Below are 16497 nucleotides of genomic sequence, written 5' to 3' on the forward strand. Positions count from 1 at the left end.
GAAGCCAATTATAGTTCGATCTTGAATAGTCTATAGTGTAAATCTTATTGTCGCGGAAGTTATAAGAATTTGCACCTTCATTTGTAGTGCTTGAGCCACTTACTCCAATATTTACACTATCACTAAAGTTTTTAATGTAGACGTTATTAACTCCCCCAAATATAGTATCTAATTGCACTAGATATAGGGGATTGCAAAATGTTTCTACATCATCTAGACAAAGGTTAAAAATTACTATTTTAGCCATTAGACTCTTTGGTGGTTCAGGATTTTATTGAAAAGTGTTTAACTGTGACTGTATCCCCCTTAATCTATCTTTTTAGGCTACGAAGTACACACATCTATACACACGAAGCAAAACATTGCGTGATCCTCCTAAATCTCCCTTTATTAAGGGGGATTTTGACATTTATTACCGCTCTTAAAAAGGGGGTGGGGGATCTAAAACTTTGGGGCAACTCTAAAAGAATTGTATGTACACCGTAGCTTTTTAAGCGAGAGTAACCGGAATTGAAGTCACCCTTAGCAAGGGGGATTCAGAGGTATCTAAAACTTTTGATACTGAAAAGATAACTGTTCAAACATCCTCTTAAATGCATTTGCCTTAGTGCCCCATCGAACCTACGTACATTACACCAAAATTATTGTAATTTGACCTTGAATAGTCTATGGTGTTGAACTTACTATCATTAATGCTATAGCCACCTGTACCTACATGTTTAATGTCTCCTGTACCTGTGCTATTTATATTTACGGAGTCACTGTTATTGGATATATAAATGTACGGAGAACCTCCCCATACAGTAGATATTTCTGTAGGGCTTAGATCGTCTTGTAATGCCTTTACACTAATATAGTGTAAACTTAAAACTACTATTTTTGGCATGTTTTTATTTCCTTATAAATGCAATTTCATTTTACATGATTAATTAAAACAGGTGTAATGTGATTTTTAAAATCTCTAGAAGTTAAGAAAAAACTATTAATTCGAGCATCAATTTAGTTTTTTCTCAAATTTGGGATCTTGTTTCCCTTCAAGCAAAAAACTAAAGTACTGATTAGGGAGAACTCACAGGCTTTCTAAAACCCTTGCTGGATAAGAATCTTGATGAAAAAATTGGCTAAGTTCTAAAACTCGTAAACCTTGACTATGAAAGGATTATTAGCCTTTAGATGCGTTTACACTAGCGGCATGGCTGTAAAGGTTGTCTCTTTCATATTGAAGTTCTCTTGATGTGAAAGCTAGCTAGTAAAGTACTGTAACCTATTTTAATTTATTTTTTGTTTAGGCTCTATTAAGACATATTTGGCTTTTTTTGGTCTCAAAATATTAGCTTTTTATCTAGTAGTTTTTAATCTACGTTGTCAAAATACCGAGAAATAATTAATACGATACAAGTGATAGAGAATTTATATATTCATCGCTAGTGTAATTCTTTCTATACGTCTGTATATAGCACAGTTAAAAGACAGGAAGTCCTTATACAGCATAATATTTAATGATAAATAGCAAGTCATTATCTTAGACTATATAAGTTTAAATATCTCACTTTTGACAGTTAATTTTAAGACAAAAATAATTTGATTATGTCCTGAAAAATTATACATACAGCTAATTATTTTATTAAATCTTTATATGAAATATTTTTTCAACATAAAAGCTTCATGTAAGAACTATTGAAATTATAGTTGATGGTGTAAAAATTTAAGAGTCAAACCAACTCCTCAAAAAATAAGATGAACCGAAATAAGAGGATTTTTGACTCAATTAATGATTGTTAGACTCTGAGTGCTGGTAAATAATCAGAGAACAATTTGCAATGTTGAAATCAAAAAATTTCTGATTCAAAAAAGTAATGCAATGGCTAAAATAGTAATTTCTGACTTACGTTCTAGTGATGTAGAAATATTTCTGCACGGGCTAGCTCCAGTACAATTAGAGACAATATTCGGTGGTGCTTCTGATCTCTACATAAGCAATGTTCCTGATAGTGTAATTAATCAATTATCTGATGTAACTAGTAAACTGTCTACATTGATTCCTTCGTTAAATTTGGATAATAACAAGTTTCTTACCGTTGACTTCTCAAAATTAAATATAAATTTTGTCTTTGCTAGTTAAAAGTCTCCTAAAAACGCTGTATGGTAGTTCTGCACGCACTTTCAGATTTCATCGACTGCGATTTTGCTGTCAGCGATTTATCTCCGAGTTATTGGTACGAAGGGCGTTGTCTCCAAAGTGACGTAGGCGTAGCCCGTCGTAGACATCGCTTAAGATTACCCCGCACTTCAATGTCCGAAGCGATCGCTAACGGACTCATGCAACAGCTTGCAAACAATGACTGTTATTCTCGTGAGGGCAAGATGTATGGAATACTTTTGGTGGAACTGCCTAATGGCGAACAACGTGTGCTGAAAGCCTTTTCCGGTCTTTTAAATGGTTGCAATATTGTTGAAGGTTGGGTTCCACCAATTCCAGGACGAGACGAAGTTGCTTTAGAGGAAGCCCGCACTTTAGCTGAGTTGGATAAGATCAAACAGGAAATTCTTTGTTTGAAGCAACTAACCGAACGTCAGCAGTATGAAACCCTATCTGATGAATTTGAGCGACAGTTGCAAGCAATGAGCGATCGCCATCGTCATTGCAAACACCAACGACAGGAAAAACGTCAACAAATCTGCAATACGCTCACTCCAGAAGCACTCGCGATCGCCCTTGAACAACTCGACGAAGAAAGTCGTCAGCAGGGAATTGAGCGAAAACAACTTAAACGCCAGCAAAATGAAGTATTACAGCCCCTCCAGCGTTTCATAGCAGCAACAGATGCGCGAATTAGCGAACTGAAACAACAGCGTAAAGCCCTATCCCGTCAATTACAAGCTCAGATGCAAGCTACCTACAGTCTGACTAATTTTTCCGGGCGATCGCTATCATTACAGCAATTGATGCCAGGAGGTTCGCCCACTGGCACAGGTGACTGTTGTGCCCCAAAATTGCTCCATTATGCGGCAACACATAATTTAAAACCACTAGCAATGGCAGAGTTTTGGTGGGGTGTGTCTTCAGTAAATCAGGATAAAATTCCGGGAGAATTTTATGGCGCGTGTATCGAACGATGTCAGCCATTGATGGGGTTTTTGCTCTCAGGGTTAAGACTTAACCCCCCAGCCCCCTTCCCTCGCAGGGAAGGGAGAGAAGTCACTTTACCCATTATTTATGAAGACGAATGGTTAATTGCTGTAAACAAACCTGCTGGGTTACTTTCGGTACCTGGACGTTATCGCGATCGCCAAGATAGTGTTTTGAGTCGCTTACGTCATCTGTTACCGGATGGGATGATGCTTACATCTGTGCATCGCCTAGATCAGGAAACTTCTGGGATTTTGTTATTAGCACGTGATCGCCAAACCCATAAGCAACTCAGCCAGCAGTTTCAGCAACGCCAAGTTCACAAGGTTTATGAAGCTATACTTTCCGGTGTTGCGATCGCTGAACAAGGTGTAATTGACTTGCCATTATGGGGAGATCCTGAAAATCGCCCTTATCAAAAAGTTGATTGGCAAAATGGTAAACCCAGCTTGACACAATTCCAGGTAATGGCAAGAGAACAAGATTACACCCGCTTAGAATTTACACCGCTAACAGGACGCACCCATCAATTGAGGGTTCATGCGGCTGATGTGCGAGGACTTGGGATTGCTATTTTAGGCGATCGCCTTTATGGATGCGATGCAGTCACCAGTCGCTTACATCTACACGCTAGAGAACTTCATATTGAGCATCCACAGTTTAAAAAAACCTTGTATCTAAAAGCAATTACGCCCTTTTGACAGAACTCCCAAGAATCAAAGTATAGCTTTGTCTGCCCTAACAGTAGCCCTTTCAAGGTGACTAGTAAAATCTCTTATCTTTTCTCAGCGCCTCTGTGGTTAAAAAAATACTTTTAAACCGCAGAGGCACAGAGGACACAGAGTATAGAGCTTAAAGAGGAATTTATTGACCAAAATTTTTACTCACTTTGAAAGGGCTAGCCCATTGCTTTTTTAATTTGTATGTGATAATTTTTGCTTGTAGTTAATTCAACGGTTATCCGACCGACTTGCCGTATTTACAGAAATCAATATCACAGCTAAAAAACTGCACAATAAACCTATCCAACGAATTATTGTGAGATTACTTCACAAGATTGCCTGATCTATCCTTGAAAATCCCTAGTGAGTGGTAAGAACGAGAGTGCTGGAGTTTATTTTTAGACTCTCATTCTTATCTTTTCTTTAATCAAAGGAGTAATAAAAAAGTTGTTGATCCAGTTCAAAAAGTTATTATTTTTATTGCCACGACACTCAATCAAATCCCTTGATAGCTTATTAATTGGCGCTATCCGGGTCAATGCATAGCGATTCCTCTATGAGTAAACCTGCCCAAATTGTATGTCAAAAATTTGCTGTTAACCTAGCTGGTGCAGGCAAGGATCTGTTATTAAAAATATTGGAAAAAAGAATATTCCGAAACAAAAATTTCACTGTGTCTTCTTACCTCCAACTATTTAAGTAGAAAGGGTAAATAGAGAACAATTCTCAATGTAGTTTTTAAAGATATGCACTATGCCAATTGAATTTATTGGAATGATTGGAACGCGACAAATATCTGAGTTAAATGGACCGAAAGTTGCAATCACGGGCGGTTCTATAGATCCTGCTTATGTTCGCAAATTTGCTCAAGCACATGAAAATGGTGGCTTTGATCGCGTCCTGGTTGGTTATGGCTCAACTGGCCCCGATAGCTTAACTGTGGCAGCGTTTGCGGCGGCTGCAACAGAACGGTTGAAGTTTTTAATCGCTCATCGCCCTGGTTTCGTGGCTCCTACGCTTTTTGCACGCAAGACAGCAACTTTGGATCATTTTACTAATGGTCGCATCGCCGTACACATTATTACAGGTGGCAGCGATGCTGAACAACAACGCGATGGTGATTGGCTTGACCATGATACTCGCTATCGCCGTACAGATGAGTACCTTAATATTGTGCGCCGAGTGTGGGTGAGTAATACTCCCTTCGACTATGAGGGCAAATTCTATCGGGTGAAAGATGCTTACTCAGATGTGAAGCCTCTGCAACAGCCCCATATACCTGTGTACTTTGGGGGTGCTTCTGGTGCCGCAGTACCTGTGGGTGCAAAGCACAGTGATGTGTACGCTATGTGGGGAGAACCCATTGCAGCAATTAAAGAACGGATACGTGAAGTAAAAGCTGTAACACCACCAGGGCGATCGCTACGGTTCAGTGTATCTTTGCGGCCAATCTTGGGTGATACTGAGGAAAAGGCTTGGCAACGGGCACATTCAATTCTGTCGCGTGTTAAAGAAATTCGGGCGGCAAAAACAGACAATCAACCACCCTTAACTCCCTACTTGAATTCAGCACGTCCGCAAGCAGTAGGTTCCAGTCGTTTATTACAGTTTGCCCAAGAAAGCGAAATTTTCGATAAGCGCTTGTGGACTCCAATTGCTGCCGCTACTGGTGCTTATGGTAATACTACCGCCCTGGTTGGTACGCCGGAGCAAGTAGCAGAGTCCCTTGTGGATTACTATGATGCTGGAGTAACGACTCTATTGATTCGAGGATTTGATCCATTATGAAGATGCGATCGCTTACGGTCGTGACGTGATTCCCCTAGTTCGGGCAGAAGTGCAACGACGGGAGCGACAAGCAGCTGTTATTGCTTAGTACAGCTTTGCCTAATATTTTAGGTTATAAAACGCAGATGCGCTTCGCCTTCCTACAAAGTAGATAGGTAGAATCTTTTCAAGTAATTTAACTACTCCCCATTCTTCATCTCAAATATTTGAAGATAGCTGTAAATAATTTGATTATTTCAAAATTGCATGACTAAAGTATTCATTCTCGATGCCAACCAAGAACCGTTGTATCCAGTACGCATCAGCCATGCTAGGCTGCTATTGTCACAAGGTAAAGCTACTGTATTTCAGCGATATCCCTTTACCATCATTTTGAAGGAGTCTTTATCTAATTTAAAACTTGAGCAACTTGGCTTCAAAATTCACCCTAGTATTAAAATCACTCGTAATTGAATTCTTAACTACAAATTACGTTAGCGTAGCGGGGCGTTCGCTTTTAGCATCTCGCAGAGAAGCCCATTATAAATTAGTTAATCTTAGTCGCCTCCCCAAGTGAGGAATTTGTAGATGACGAACGACACTATCTTGGAACCATTGTCAGAAGACCAATGGTTTATTGAGAGCCAGGAACTACGATCTTTTGTAGCAACAGTGCTAGAAATTAGCGCTATCACTGCTGGCGATCGCACACAAACTCTCGCTAGATTAGAACCCTATTTTCAAGAGCTGCTTGCCCAACAGGAATGGCTACCTGAAAAGTTTGCCCAAATTAATCCTGAAAGCAAGATGGGTGGTGGTATAGGTCAGTGGCTACTTTATCGCGCCAAAGATCGTTCTCTGTCAATCTTCAGTTTGGTGATTCCCCCAGGTTCCACGACTCCCGTCCACGATCATTTAGCCTGGGGATTGATTGGTTTATACAAAGGCAATCAAGAAGAAACAGTCTACCGCCGTGTAGATAACGGCGATACTGAAGGACAGGCACAATTACAAGTAACTGAAGTGCGATCGCTTCAACCAGGCGATATCTACCGCCTTCTCCCCCCAGACGGTGATATCCACGCCGTCAAAACTACATCCCAGAGCGCATCTGTATCTATTCATATTTTGGGTAATGATACTGGTTGTATCTTGCGTCACCAGTTCATTCCAGAATCTCATAGCGTCAAATCCTTTCGCTCTGGATATTCCAACGCTCCCTGCAAAGAGGAAGAGGAAAAAGAACATGTCTAGGTATAGTAGACCACAAGTCCCTGTATTCGAGCGAGTTGAAGACGAACGCCTGCACCGCAAGCAACGCCTAGCCGCAGCCTTTCGCCTATTTGGTAAATTTGGTTTCAGCGAAGGAATCGCAGGCCATATTACGGCTCGCGATCCAGAATTTACAGACCATTTTTGGGTCAATCCATTAGGAACATACTTCGGTCATATCCGAGTTTCTGACCTGATATTAGTTAACAGAGAAGGTGAGGTGGTTAAAGGCGATGCTGAAGTGAATCGAGCTGCTTTCGCCATCCATTCTCAGATTCATGAAGCTCGACCTGATGTCATCGCGGCGGCTCACGCTCATTCACTTTATGGTAAAGCCTGGTCTAGTTTAGGTCGTCTCCTTGACCCCTTGACACAAGATTCATGTGCTTTTTACGAAGATCATGCGCTGTTTGACGATTTCACTGGTGTGGTTTTAGAAACTTCTGAAGGTCAACGACTGGCGCAAGCCTTGGGGCCAAAGAAAGCCATAATTCTCCGTAACCACAGCATTTTAACTGTGGGACAGACGGTAGATGAAGCAGCCTTTTGGTACATTAGTTTAGAGCGATCGTGCCAAGCCCAACTGCTGGCAGAAGCTGCGGGTAGACCTACTATTATCAAACACGAAACAGCCCGTTTGACACAAACTCAAGTGGGGTCACGTATAAGTGGGTGGTTCAGTTTCCAGCCGCTTTACGACAGAATTGTACGTGAAGAACCTGATTTGCTGAATTAAGTAATATATTTTTTGATATTGGGATAATAAGCAGGGGAAGTATTAGTTTTTCCACTTTCCATTCTTTTTATTAAAGGAACAGGCAACAGGGCAGTTGTTGGACGGGGATTTAAAACATCGTCCAACACAATGTCTGTTCCCTCAACCAAAGGTTAGTCAAATTTCCCTGAATTTATTTATATACTCCGGTAAACCTATAAGTTTATAGTATTCATATAGCTCAGAGAAATCATTTTGATGATTAACCTAATCTTTCGCCGTTTCATTGCCAAGTGGATATCGTTGGTAAAAATCAGGAATATCCCATTTAACAACCAGCGCAAATTATTCTTTTCTTCTCCTTTGCCAATTACGGGGGCTTTTGTTACAGGGCTGTATCTGAGCGTGCTATTTGCTGCCTGTTCATCGCCATCGACTGTTAGTTCTTCTAATCCTAGTGCGACATCTGTTAGTAATTCTGCTTCCACTAAAGCCACAGTATTAAGATTTGGCTATCAAAAATCGAATATATTGCTGAGAAACAAAGGTGTCTTAGAAAAGCGTTTGTCACCAGATGGAGTATCTGTAGAATGGATCGAATTTCCGGCGGGGCCACAGTTGTTAGAAGCCATGAATGTGGGTAGTATTGACTTTGGACACGTAGGAGAATCACCGCCAATATTTGCCCAAGCAGCAGGAGCATCATTAACTTACGTCGCTGGTATTGCTTCTAGTCCTGCTGGTTCAGCAATTCTTGTTCCTCAGAATTCCTCAATTCAAAAACTTACTGAATTGAAAGGTAAAAAAGTTGCTTTTCAAAAGGGTTCTAGTGCCCATTTATTGTTAGTCCAAGCTTTAGAAAAAGCAGGATTAAAATATACAGACATTGAACCGAAATATTTACCACCTGCTGATGCTCGTGCTGCATTTGTCAAGGGTAGTGTAGATGCGTGGGTAATTTGGGATCCTTTCTATGCAGCCGCTCAAGAGGCAACTAAAGCCAGAGTTCTGATTGATGGGACAGGAATTAATAAACAGGGAGGATATTATTTGGGAACCCGTAAATTTGTCACTGAAAATCCCCAAACTGTCAAGGCAGTTTTAGAAGAAATTCAAAGCTTAGAAGAATGGTCTAAACAGCATCGAGAAGAGGTAGCACAAACTCTATCATCCGTGCTAGCAATTGACATAGCAACAATGAGAAAAGCTACTAATAGACGAACTTTTGGAATTGTGCCAATTGATGATAATCTGATAAATTTACAACAAAAGGTTGCTGATACATATTATCAGTTGAAGCTGATTCCTAAACAAGTTAATGTCAAAGATGGAGTGCTAACACAAGAGCAATATGCTGCATTCTCACCAAAGATTTAGATCAGAATCATAAATTTGCTGTAGAGGCATAACCATGTGTAGATGTATGCCTCTACGGATGGAATTGGTGTTAGTAATAAAATATCGGAAAATTTGGGAGTTGATTATGACCAATCCTATAGAACTACTGCGATCGCGCTACGGTGAAATTCCCTTCAATCCCGAAATTGAATGGAATGATTCTCTGACGGCACTATTATCTCATCGTTCCATCCGGTCTTATCTATCCGATCCTTTACCAAAGGGAACTCTGGAGTTACTAATTGCAGCCGCCCAATCTGCATCTACTTCCTCTAATTTGCAAACCTGGAGTGTGGTAGCAGTTGAAGATCCAGAACGTAAAGAAGAGTTATCTAAATTAGCGGGGAACCAAGCACATATTAAACAGGTTCCTTTATTCTTGGTTTGGTTAGCAGACTTGGCGCGTCTGAGTTACGTTGCTGACAGTCGCGGCATATCTCGTGATGCGCTGGAATACTTGGAAATGTTTGTAATGGCAACAATCGATGCAACTTTGGCAGCGCAAAATGCGGCAGTTGCAGCCGAGTCACTCGGTTTAGGAACAGTATATATCGGCGGAATCAGGAACCGCCCCCAAGAGGTAGCAGAGATATTGAATTTGCCCTCCTCTGTTTATGCTGTATTTGGGCTGTGTGTAGGCTATTCAAATCCAGAGGTAGAAGCAGCGATTAAGCCAAGATTGCCTCAGTCAGCCGTGTTGCACCGCGAAACTTATAAATTGTCAGATCAAGAAGAAGCGATCGCTCACTACAACGAAATCATCAAAGAATTCTATACTGAACAAAAGATGAATGTCCCTGGTGATTGGTCAGAACATTCAGCCCAAAGGATCGCAACTGTTGAGTCATTGAGAGGACGCGATCGCTTGCGGGAAGTTCTCAATCAACTTGGCTTCAAGTTACTCTAGAATACGACTTAGGCAAATAGCTCAAACCTTATCTTCCTGTAGCGGTTAAGGCAAGAGACGTGATAAATCGCCATCAAGACAAAGGACTGATTATTGTAAAGACGGCGATTTATCGCGTCTTTGTGATCTAGGGCGTGTCATAAAAAAACCTTATCCGAACCGTCTTGGACTGAGACGCTAATAGTTTCTTGAGTAAATACGGCGACACAGCTAGTATAAAATAAATCAAAAATATAGAAATAATAAAAAGCCGTACTAGATTGCGACTGAACCTGTCTAAGTCATAACAGGTCTTTAGACCCAGTTTTTCGGTAAAGTCGTGAGCCTGTTGATCCAAGAATTGTGTAAAATATTCTCCTGACCAGATGTTAAAACCCCTTATACAAACGAAGGGTTTTAGAATGCCCCGAAAACTTTCAGTTACCCTGAAGATAAAAGGGTTATATCTCTTGCCAAAGTACTAAGCACATCTGAGTATTGGTTTATTTTCTTTTGTTTGCCTGTTTTTGGGGCAAAACAGAGGGTGAGGGCAATATTTATTAACGCGGCAAAAAAGTTAGAAAACTATGCACGGATTGCTAAGACGTGCCTGGATGCAGAGGGTTCAATGCGCCGTCGCACCCCTGTGAAGCGTCAAGAAATAGCTGATTAAATAGAATTTTAACCAATTTAATCATATATTTTGTAGCAGATACTTGTGGAAAAGCAAATGCTAGGTGTAAATGTTGTTATGAAAGTTGGCGATCGCGTCCGCGTTAAAGATTCGGTAGTAGTGTATCATCATCCTGAACATCGGAATCAGGCTTTTGACATCAAAGGCACAGAAGGCGATGTAGTCAATATTGCCACCCAATGGCAAGGCAGACCAGTCAGCGCTAATCTGCCGATTGTAGTCCAGTTTAGTAAAAAGTTTAAAGCCCATTTACGCGAAAATGAGTTAGAAGTCATCTAAATCACTTATCGGCGGCGAAACCACTGAAAAATATTCAGTTCGCCGCGCATTCTTTTTAGCTCTTGGCGGTTCTGCTCTGCTGTTGTATAATACCACTCACAATAACGCTGAAACTCTGACCTTGACCGAACTTCATGGTAGAACTGGTGAGTTGTCTGGTAAGCAGCAAAAGCTTCCTCAACTTGGGGTTGAGGCGATGGCATAATATACGGTAAGTTTTTAGACATAAAATTAATAAACTTAGGAGTTAAAAGTTAGGAGTTTAAAATTTAGGGGATTACTATATTTCATAATTAATAACTCATAATTCACAACTAATAACTTTATTAAAGCCAACCGCGTAAACGATAAACGAAAGAACCAATATACTCTTTCAAAGCGGTGGTAAATTGGTGCAAGTTGTCGGTATCAGGTAATAAATTCAGTATAGCGGCTTTGGGAGTGGAACCAAGTTCTTGCAAGTCACCTTGACTAACTAAAAAGTCAGTGGGTGCGGGAATAACATTAATTCCTTGACGCTGAAAAATGTTAAGCGATCGCGGCATGTGCATTGCCGAAGTAACCAATAATACTTGATTGATGCCACGAGATTCTAAAATTTTTCGGACATTGACAGCATTTTGATAAGTATTGAGAGATTCAGGTTCCTGAACAATCGCCTCAGATGGAATACCAATAGATGTGAGTATTGTTGCCATATCTGCCGACTCTGGTGAACCGCCACCACGCCAATCAATGCGGCCCCCGCTAAGAATGATTATAGGTGCTTTTTTTTGGCGATATAGTTGGGCGGCATAGATTACGCGATCGCCCGATTCACTCAAATCAACGGTAGGTCTTGGGGGAAAAGCTGATTTAGTTGCGCCACCCAAAACCACAATCGCTTCTGCAACTGGGATTTGGGCGAGTGGGAGATTTTGCCATTCTAGCGATCGCACTAATGATTTAGCGATCCAAGCGTTACTACAAAATAGCAATAAAGTTAGGGCAAAAGCAATTGCGATCGCGGCGGTGCGCGGTCGTTTCCACAAGGAGACTAATGCGACTACCAAACTTACACAGGCTAATCCTAGTGGATAAAAAAATAGTGGCAGTAATTTAGAGAGATATAAAAACATAGTGGGGAATGGAGCAGGGAACAGGGAGCAGGGGGACAAGGGGGAGATGAGGGGGACAAGGGGGACAGGGAGGATAAAGGGAGAATTATTTAAAAAGTCTCTCCCCTATCTCCCCCCTTTTCCTTGTCCCCCCTATCTCTTATCGATTCCCAATACCCAATGCCCAAATTACTACCTTTCCCAAAACCTGAAATTGATACTACTTCCAGGAGCGCGACGATAACGGCGGGTGTTTCTTCTCGTTTGCCTTTTGTTGATTCTGTCGTTTGTTGGTTCAACTTCGCCCTCTTCTAATTCTTCAACTTGCAACTGAGTTCTAGTTTCTTCCTTACTTCCCCACCAAGCAGTAATCCAGCCTCCAGCTAAAGCGCCTATTCCACCCAGCAAGATACTTGTGGGTGCTGGATACCCCAAATATACAAAGCCAAGCATGAAAAATAACCAGTACTTTAGTCCTGTATCAACACCATCAGAGGAGGCTACATTTGGTGCCTGGGGGCTATTATCGGTTACATTGGTGATCCAACTGAGGATGAAACCGCCCATGATTCCTAAGAAGATACTTAGGGCTGGCGCGGAGCCGGTCATTATTAATATAAATGTTAAAAATGCCCCAAATAACAACTGAGAAAAGAAGCTGGGAGAAATACTCAAAAAATCGTTCTTTTTGTCTGCCATATAGTAATAAAAAGGCTATCAACTAGATACCAATTTGTAGTTCGTAATTTTCGATTCAATTACGAATTACGTTAGCATAGCGCTAGCAAGTCCGCGTACTGCTATGAGAAAGAAAGCTACGCATAGTCGTCTGTCTGCGACACGCTGCGCGAACGTAGAGAGCATCATTACGAATTACGAATTACGAATTATTTAATTGTGCCTCTTGTGATTGAGTTGTATCCAAAATCTTTACGTAGGCTTGTTCTTTTTCAGTGAAAGGTTCAGCTTGTTTGATTTGTGAGGCTAATAAATCGGCGGTAGCATCAGCAATATCACCAGTGCGGTTGTTCAGACGCTCTTTTAGAACTTCTAGCGGTGCTGTGCATTGGATAATTTGAAGGGGAATTTCGTACTTTGTAGCTTGAGTGATCGCTTCTTGCCGCAAATGCTGTTTATCATACTTGGCATCCAAAATCACCGAAAAACCTTGTTTAGCCAGGATAATGCCCAATTCCAGCAGCCTTGTGTAGGTTTTCTCAGTCATCTCAGGTGTATACAAATCATCGCCACCTTTTTCCCACAGGGGAATTCCTCCTAAATGTTTCCGCACCGCATCAGAACGCAGGTGAATCGCTCCCTGTTGACGAGCTAAATGCCTTGCTGTGGTACTTTTACCAGAACCCGACAATCCCGACATCAAAATTAGCTCTCCAACCTTTGGTTTAGTGTACTCCCAAGCCTGTTTGTAATACTCACTGGCGGTTTTTGTTGCCTCTTCCTTTACCGTCGCGGGTACACTCGGATCGCCTAGCAAAAATGATGTTACCTTAGCCCTGACATAAGCCTGACGACTTAAATATAAAGGCAGCACTTGTAAACCTTCCCAGTCTCCAGTTTGCTCTATGTAGGCATTCAAAAACGCATTACCTAAATCTTTGCGTTGCCGCGCTTCCAAATCCATCACCGTGAACGCCACATCATACATCACATCGACAAAGCGAAACGGCTCGTTAAACTCAATACAATCAAACAGCAAAATTTTGTCGTGCCACAGGGCAATATTTCTCAGGTGTAAATCTCCGTGACATTCACGAATATAATTGTTGTGAATTCTGCTAGCAAATAATTCTGAACGTTCGGCAAAAAACTTATCTGTATATTGCTTTGTTTCTGTAAATTGTTCCTGAGTCTGGGGGCCACCAATATAATTCTCAGTTTGCTGATAATTCTCATCAAAGGCAGCGCGGACTTTTAGCACTTCACCAAAACTGCTAATGTAATCATTCGTCTGTGCTTCAGCATGATATTGAGCTACTACCCGTCCCAACTCATCTAAGCATGTCTCATCTAACTTACCCTGGTCAAAAAGCGTACTCAATAGCGACTCTTGAGGAAACTGCCGCATTTTCAGCACGTATTCTACAGCCTCGGCAGTTCCCTCTAACTGGTATTGCTCCCCTACCAGAGTTATGGGCAAAACTTCTAAATATAGTTCACCAGCACCTCTCTGATTTAACCGCAACTCTTCCTGACAAAAATGCTGCCGCTTCTCTAAGGTGGAAAAATCCAAAAAGCCAAAATTCACAGGTTTTTTCAGCTTATAAGCGTAATCCCCAGTCAGCAGCACATAAGAAACGTGAGTTTGAATTAGTTCAATAGGTTCTGTTACCGCATGGGGATAAAATCCAGGCTGCAACATTTGCTGAATTAAGACTGGAAAAGTCGCTTCTGTCATTTCTATTCCTCTGCGGTTCAAATACAAAAAAACCAGGAGTTCCCCCCTGGCATAATCAAAAATTATTACACAGTTTACTTAGCTTAAGAAGCTGCTTCAGTTTCAGTTTCAGTCCCAGCATCTTCAGCACTAATTTGTGGTGGCAAAACGCTCACAACAAGTCGTTCCAATTCAGCTAGAGGTGTTACACCTTCAGGAAAGGGTATATCACTAATACTCAAACTGTCTCCAATTTGTAGGTTAGTGACATCGATTTCAATTACATCTGGAATGTTTTCTGGCGCACAACTTACTTGCAATTCGGTGATTACGGTGTCTAACACACCACCCTCTTGTTTAACACCAACAGCATTGCCCACAAAACGCAGCCGCACTTCTACAGTGGTATCGCCGTGACCAGCAACGGCAAAAAAGCTGAGGTGGTAGGGTGTACCTTTTGCTGGATGAATCTGAAGTTCCCTCAGCAGGGTTTTGCCGCGCCAAGGTGCATCAGTAATGTTTAATTCAATCAATGTGTTGTTGACTGAAACTCTTTTGAGCAAACGCTCAACGGTTTTAGCATCAATAGTCAAAGAAATTGACTCTGTACCTTTGTGACCGTACAAATTGGCAGGTATTAGTCCAGAACGACGCAAAGCTCTTGGCTTGCTGCCTTCTGGACGTTTTTGAGATTCGACTGTAATAGCCATAGAAGTTGTCCTTTGTCATTAGTCATTAGTCATTGGTCATTAGTCATTAGTTATTTGCTAATGACTAATGATTAATTTACGCACTGAGCAGGGTAGCAGGTGTGCCGTCAGCCTGCAATAAAGCGCGTTTGGGCCCGTGAATGGGGTCTTCTACGATTATTGTTTGATCGCGGCTTGCTCCTAGTGAGACGATCGCGATCGGGACTTCCATTAATTCGGCGAGGAATTTTAGATAGTCCAGTGCTTGCTGTGGCAAGTCTTCCAGGGTGCGGCATTCAGTTGTTGAAACTTTCCAGCCTGGTAAGGTTTTGTAGATGGGGCGACATCTAGCAAATTGACGAGAACTGGTGGGGAAGTGTTCGCTGCGTTGACCATCTATGTCATAAGCTACACAAACTTGAATTTCCTCTAATTCATCGAGGACATCCAGTTTGGTCAGTGCCATGCAATCCATGCCGTTAATCCGCACGGCATAGCGACCAATGACCGCATCAAACCAGCCACAGCGCCGTTTGCGTCCAGTGGTTGTGCCAAATTCGGCACCGCGATCGCACAACAATTCTCCTAACTCTCCATCCAATTCTGTGGGAAATGGCCCCTCTCCCACCCGCGTTGTGTAGGCTTTCGACACGCCAATTACCCGATCTATCATTGTCGGGCCTACCCCTGTACCAACGCAAGCCCCCCCAGCCACAGGGTTAGAGGAGGTGACATAAGGATAAGTTCCATGATCTAAGTCCAGGAGCGTACCTTGTGCGCCTTCAAACAAAATATTGCGCCGTCGTTGAATAGCATCGGATATTTTTAACGATGTATCAATAACGTAAGGGCGCAAGCGTTCTGCATACCCTAAATACTGCTCAATAACCTCTTGTGGATCTAAAGGCGGCAAGTTGTAAAGCTTTTCTAAAATGACGTTTTTATAATTAATCGTCCACTCTAACTGCTCACGTAGCTCATCCGGGTTCATCAAGTCTAAAACTCGGATGCCTGTACGTTCAGATTTATCAGCATAAGTCGGCCCAATGCCCCGACCTGTTGTGCCGATCTTATGGCTTCCCCGTCGTTCTTCAGATGCCTGGTCAATCAACCGATGATAAGGCATCGTTACGTGGGCTGTCTCAGATATCAGCAAGTGGTCAGTGGAAATATTTAGTTCTTTTAGTTGGTCGAGTTCTGCGATTAAAATCTGTGGATCGATCACTGTTCCACAGCCGATAATGCAATCGGTATTTGGATACAAAATACCAGAGGGAATCAAGTGTAGTTTAAAGGTTTGACCTTTAACTACAATCGTGTGTCCAGCATTGACACCCCCTTGGTAACGCACCACAACATCTGCGGAACGACTGAGTAAGTCAGTTATTTTACCTTTTCCTTCATCGCCCCATTGGGCACCTATGACAATGACGTTAGCCAAGAGCTTATATTA

The 16497-nt window shown here is 41.8% G+C and carries 17 protein-coding genes; 10 read left to right on the plus strand and 7 right to left on the minus strand.

Features of this window, described 5'->3' with window-relative positions; genetic code table 11:
- Positions 1–1861 precede the first annotated feature (1861 nt).
- From FBB35_RS18220 to FBB35_RS18245, 6 genes are all read left to right on the plus strand, one after another.
- Complete coding sequence (locus FBB35_RS18220) at positions 1862–2122, plus strand: hypothetical protein (RefSeq protein ID WP_174710833.1); 261 nt, start codon at positions 1862–1864, stop codon at positions 2120–2122.
- Between the two features lie 20 nt (positions 2123–2142).
- Entirely contained in the window at positions 2143–3831 is a 1689-nt protein-coding gene (locus FBB35_RS18225; protein WP_174710834.1) for an RluA family pseudouridine synthase, read from the plus strand.
- Positions 3832–4605: 774 nt separating this feature from the next.
- Entirely contained in the window at positions 4606–5640 is a 1035-nt protein-coding gene (locus tag FBB35_RS18230) for an LLM class flavin-dependent oxidoreductase (RefSeq protein ID WP_254625603.1), read from the plus strand.
- Positions 5641–5886: 246 nt separating this feature from the next.
- Positions 5887–6093 carry an RRXRR domain-containing protein gene (locus tag FBB35_RS18235; RefSeq protein ID WP_174710835.1) on the plus strand — a complete coding sequence of 69 codons (207 nt, stop codon included), beginning with the start codon at positions 5887–5889 and terminating at the stop codon, positions 6091–6093.
- A gap of 114 nt (positions 6094–6207) precedes the next feature.
- Positions 6208–6873 (plus strand): hypothetical protein, encoded by a 666-nt coding sequence (locus FBB35_RS18240; RefSeq protein WP_174710836.1) that lies wholly within the window; start codon positions 6208–6210, stop codon positions 6871–6873.
- On the plus strand, positions 6866–7627 hold the full coding sequence (locus FBB35_RS18245) for a class II aldolase/adducin family protein (RefSeq protein WP_174710837.1): 762 nt from the start codon (positions 6866–6868) through the stop codon (positions 7625–7627). The genes FBB35_RS18240 and FBB35_RS18245 overlap by 8 nt, the downstream gene beginning before the upstream one ends.
- Here FBB35_RS18245 and FBB35_RS35505 read toward each other — a convergent pair.
- Positions 7624–7755, minus strand: coding sequence for a hypothetical protein (locus FBB35_RS35505; protein ID WP_302480914.1), 132 nt, complete (start codon positions 7753–7755; stop codon positions 7624–7626). The genes FBB35_RS18245 and FBB35_RS35505 overlap by 4 nt on opposite strands.
- A 109-nt stretch (positions 7756–7864) precedes the next feature.
- On the opposite strand from FBB35_RS35505, the gene FBB35_RS18250 reads away from it, so the two are divergent.
- The 4 genes from FBB35_RS18250 to FBB35_RS18260 all read left to right on the plus strand — a co-directional run bounded on the left by FBB35_RS18250 (position 7865) and on the right by FBB35_RS18260 (position 10863).
- Positions 7865–8983, plus strand: coding sequence for a sulfonate ABC transporter substrate-binding protein (locus FBB35_RS18250; RefSeq protein WP_174710838.1), 1119 nt, complete (start codon positions 7865–7867; stop codon positions 8981–8983).
- Between the two features lie 106 nt (positions 8984–9089).
- Positions 9090–9911 (plus strand): NADPH-dependent oxidoreductase, encoded by an 822-nt coding sequence (locus FBB35_RS18255; RefSeq protein ID WP_174710839.1) that lies wholly within the window; start codon positions 9090–9092, stop codon positions 9909–9911.
- Positions 9912–10434: 523 nt separating this feature from the next.
- On the plus strand, positions 10435–10563 hold the full coding sequence (locus FBB35_RS35510; protein ID WP_277883519.1) for a hypothetical protein: 129 nt from the start codon (positions 10435–10437) through the stop codon (positions 10561–10563).
- Between the two features lie 78 nt (positions 10564–10641).
- Positions 10642–10863 carry a ferredoxin-thioredoxin reductase variable chain gene (locus FBB35_RS18260; protein WP_174713693.1) on the plus strand — a complete coding sequence of 74 codons (222 nt, stop codon included), beginning with the start codon at positions 10642–10644 and terminating at the stop codon, positions 10861–10863.
- A gap of 5 nt (positions 10864–10868) precedes the next feature.
- On the opposite strand, the gene FBB35_RS18265 is transcribed toward FBB35_RS18260, so the two are convergent.
- The 6 genes from FBB35_RS18265 to FBB35_RS18290 form a co-directional block, all read right to left on the minus strand.
- Complete coding sequence (locus FBB35_RS18265; protein ID WP_118165772.1) at positions 10869–11090, minus strand: hypothetical protein; 222 nt, start codon at positions 11088–11090, stop codon at positions 10869–10871.
- 99 nt (positions 11091–11189) lie between these two features.
- Complete coding sequence (locus tag FBB35_RS18270; RefSeq protein WP_174710840.1) at positions 11190–11981, minus strand: YdcF family protein; 792 nt, start codon at positions 11979–11981, stop codon at positions 11190–11192.
- A gap of 171 nt (positions 11982–12152) precedes the next feature.
- The gene (locus FBB35_RS18275) at positions 12153–12659 is read right to left on the minus strand and encodes a hypothetical protein (protein ID WP_174710841.1); all 507 of its coding nucleotides are present in this window, start codon (positions 12657–12659) and stop codon (positions 12153–12155) included.
- A 181-nt stretch (positions 12660–12840) separates the two neighbouring features.
- Positions 12841–14376, minus strand: a complete 1536-nt coding sequence (locus tag FBB35_RS18280; RefSeq protein WP_174710842.1) for an AAA family ATPase — start codon at positions 14374–14376, stop codon at positions 12841–12843.
- Between the two features lie 83 nt (positions 14377–14459).
- The gene (locus FBB35_RS18285; protein ID WP_174710843.1) at positions 14460–15065 is read right to left on the minus strand and encodes a 50S ribosomal protein L25/general stress protein Ctc; all 606 of its coding nucleotides are present in this window, start codon (positions 15063–15065) and stop codon (positions 14460–14462) included.
- A 76-nt stretch (positions 15066–15141) separates the two neighbouring features.
- Positions 15142–16485 carry an adenylosuccinate synthase gene (locus FBB35_RS18290; protein WP_174710844.1) on the minus strand — a complete coding sequence of 448 codons (1344 nt, stop codon included), beginning with the start codon at positions 16483–16485 and terminating at the stop codon, positions 15142–15144.
- Positions 16486–16497 lie beyond the last annotated feature (12 nt).

Source organism: Nostoc sp. TCL240-02 (assembly GCF_013343235.1).
GTDB lineage: Bacteria > Cyanobacteriota > Cyanobacteriia > Cyanobacteriales > Nostocaceae > Nostoc.